At 46.2% G+C, this 1,720-nt stretch carries 2 protein-coding genes; both read right to left on the bottom strand.

What is annotated here, in order from left to right; all coding sequences use genetic code 11:
* Window positions 1–148 precede the first annotated feature (148 nt).
* On the bottom strand, window positions 149–997 hold the full coding sequence (locus B5J93_RS12075; RefSeq protein WP_078275058.1) for an SPFH domain-containing protein: 849 nt from the start codon (window positions 995–997) through the stop codon (window positions 149–151).
* Window positions 998–1,118: 121 nt separating this feature from the next.
* Window positions 1,119–1,568: an NfeD family protein gene (locus B5J93_RS12070; protein ID WP_079326601.1), complete on the bottom strand. Its 450-nt coding sequence runs from the start codon at window positions 1,566–1,568 to the stop codon at window positions 1,119–1,121.
* Window positions 1,569–1,720: the final 152 nt, after the last annotated feature.

Below are 1,720 nucleotides of genomic sequence, written 5' to 3'. Positions count from 1 at the left end.
CTTATCTTGGTGGTTGCCCTTATGGTTCTAAGGTGCGTACAAGATGTGGATAACAGGTTTTTGCTTATTATACCTTAAAAGGGGTATACAAAGGTGCGTATCACGCACCTTTTAAATTGGTGCGTTTTGAAGTTAAATGGTTATAAAATCACCCCTTTAACTTATCGCCCACCAATCCTTTGACCGTGTTTAGAATATCGGCAGGCAAGACAACGGTTTTGGCATTATCAGATTGTGCCATGTCGTTCATCGCTTTGATGTATTGCTCGCCAAGCAAGTACACAACAGGCATTTCTTTACCGTCCATCGCCGATGAGATAAGGCGAATGGATTCTTCGGAACCTTTGGCAAGCACCACCTGAGCTTCGGCATCACGGCGAGACGCTTCCAATCGCCCGTCCGCCTCCAAGATAGCCGCCTGTTTTTGCCCGTCCGCTCGTGTTACCATGGCTCGGCGTTGGCGTTCGGCGGCCGCTTGCTCTTCCATCGCCAGTTGCATGGTGTGGGACGGTTTGATGTCTTGGATTTCCACCGTTTTTAGGGTAATGCCCCAGTCGGCGATGTCGTCTGAAATGGCGTGTTTGAGCTGGGTTTTGATTTGGTCTCGGCTTGATAACGCACTGTCCAAATCCATCTCGCCCACGATAGAACGCAAGGACGTTTGCACCAGATTGCGAATGCCGTATTCATAGTCTTCAATGCCGTACACCGCATATTCTGGTTGAATGATGTTAATGTACGCCACCGCATTGGCGATGATGACCACGTTGTCTCGGGTGATGACTTCTTGACTGGGGATGTCCAACACGATGTCTTTGGTCGTGATTTTATAGGCGACCGTATCGACAAAGGGAATGATAAAATTCAAACCCGGTTCTAAGGTCTGATGATATTTTCCCAGTCGCTGAACCACCCATTTATAGCCCTGTGGTACAAGTCTGACACCCTTAAAAACGGTAAAGACGACAAACGCCACCAAGACAAATAAAACTTCCATAATAAGCCCCTATCTAACAGTTATCTAAAATTATCTAAATTTGAAATACAGGGCAAATGTGATTACCCTCTACCAATTTGTCTAATATGATGAATTGGTAATAAATAGCAATCCAATGGCATTATTTACGCCGAACCACCAACTCATTACCCAGTATCTGCACCACCACGACCCTATCGCCTGCCTGCAACACTTCGCCATCTGCCCCACGGCACAGCCATTCATCAGAGCCGACTTTTGGCACACTAAACCGCACTTTGCCGAGTCTGTCGGCACTTGGAGCGTGGGTCAGCATGCCTATCTCTCCGATGATGACACTGCCCCCAAGCCCTGCGGTCGTGCGAGTTTTGATGTTGGGCTGGATAAATTTAAACCATGCCACGCACGAGATGACCGACAGCACAAGCCACAAGATGACTCCCGCCCCAAAGCCCAAAACAAACGCCCACGCAAGCACTGCCGTAACAACAGCAGACGCCCCGAACCATAGCAGAAAAAAGGTCGGCACAAACATCTCTAATATCATCAAAATCAGACCAAAAATCAACCAATGCCAAGGCTGTACGTTCATCAGGTGTCCTTATGTGGATTTTTGGTTAATATAAATCATTTATCAAAAATAGTCAATGAGTTAATCCCAAAACCTAACCCATTGATAATCATAAAAATACTTGACAAAATATAAAATCGGCTGACAATCTTTTGGAAAATGGAAAATGGAAA

This window comes from Moraxella equi (assembly GCF_002027555.1).
In the GTDB taxonomy this organism is placed as follows: domain Bacteria; phylum Pseudomonadota; class Gammaproteobacteria; order Pseudomonadales; family Moraxellaceae; genus Moraxella; species Moraxella equi.
This window is presented reverse-complemented; position numbering and strand designations above follow the sequence as displayed.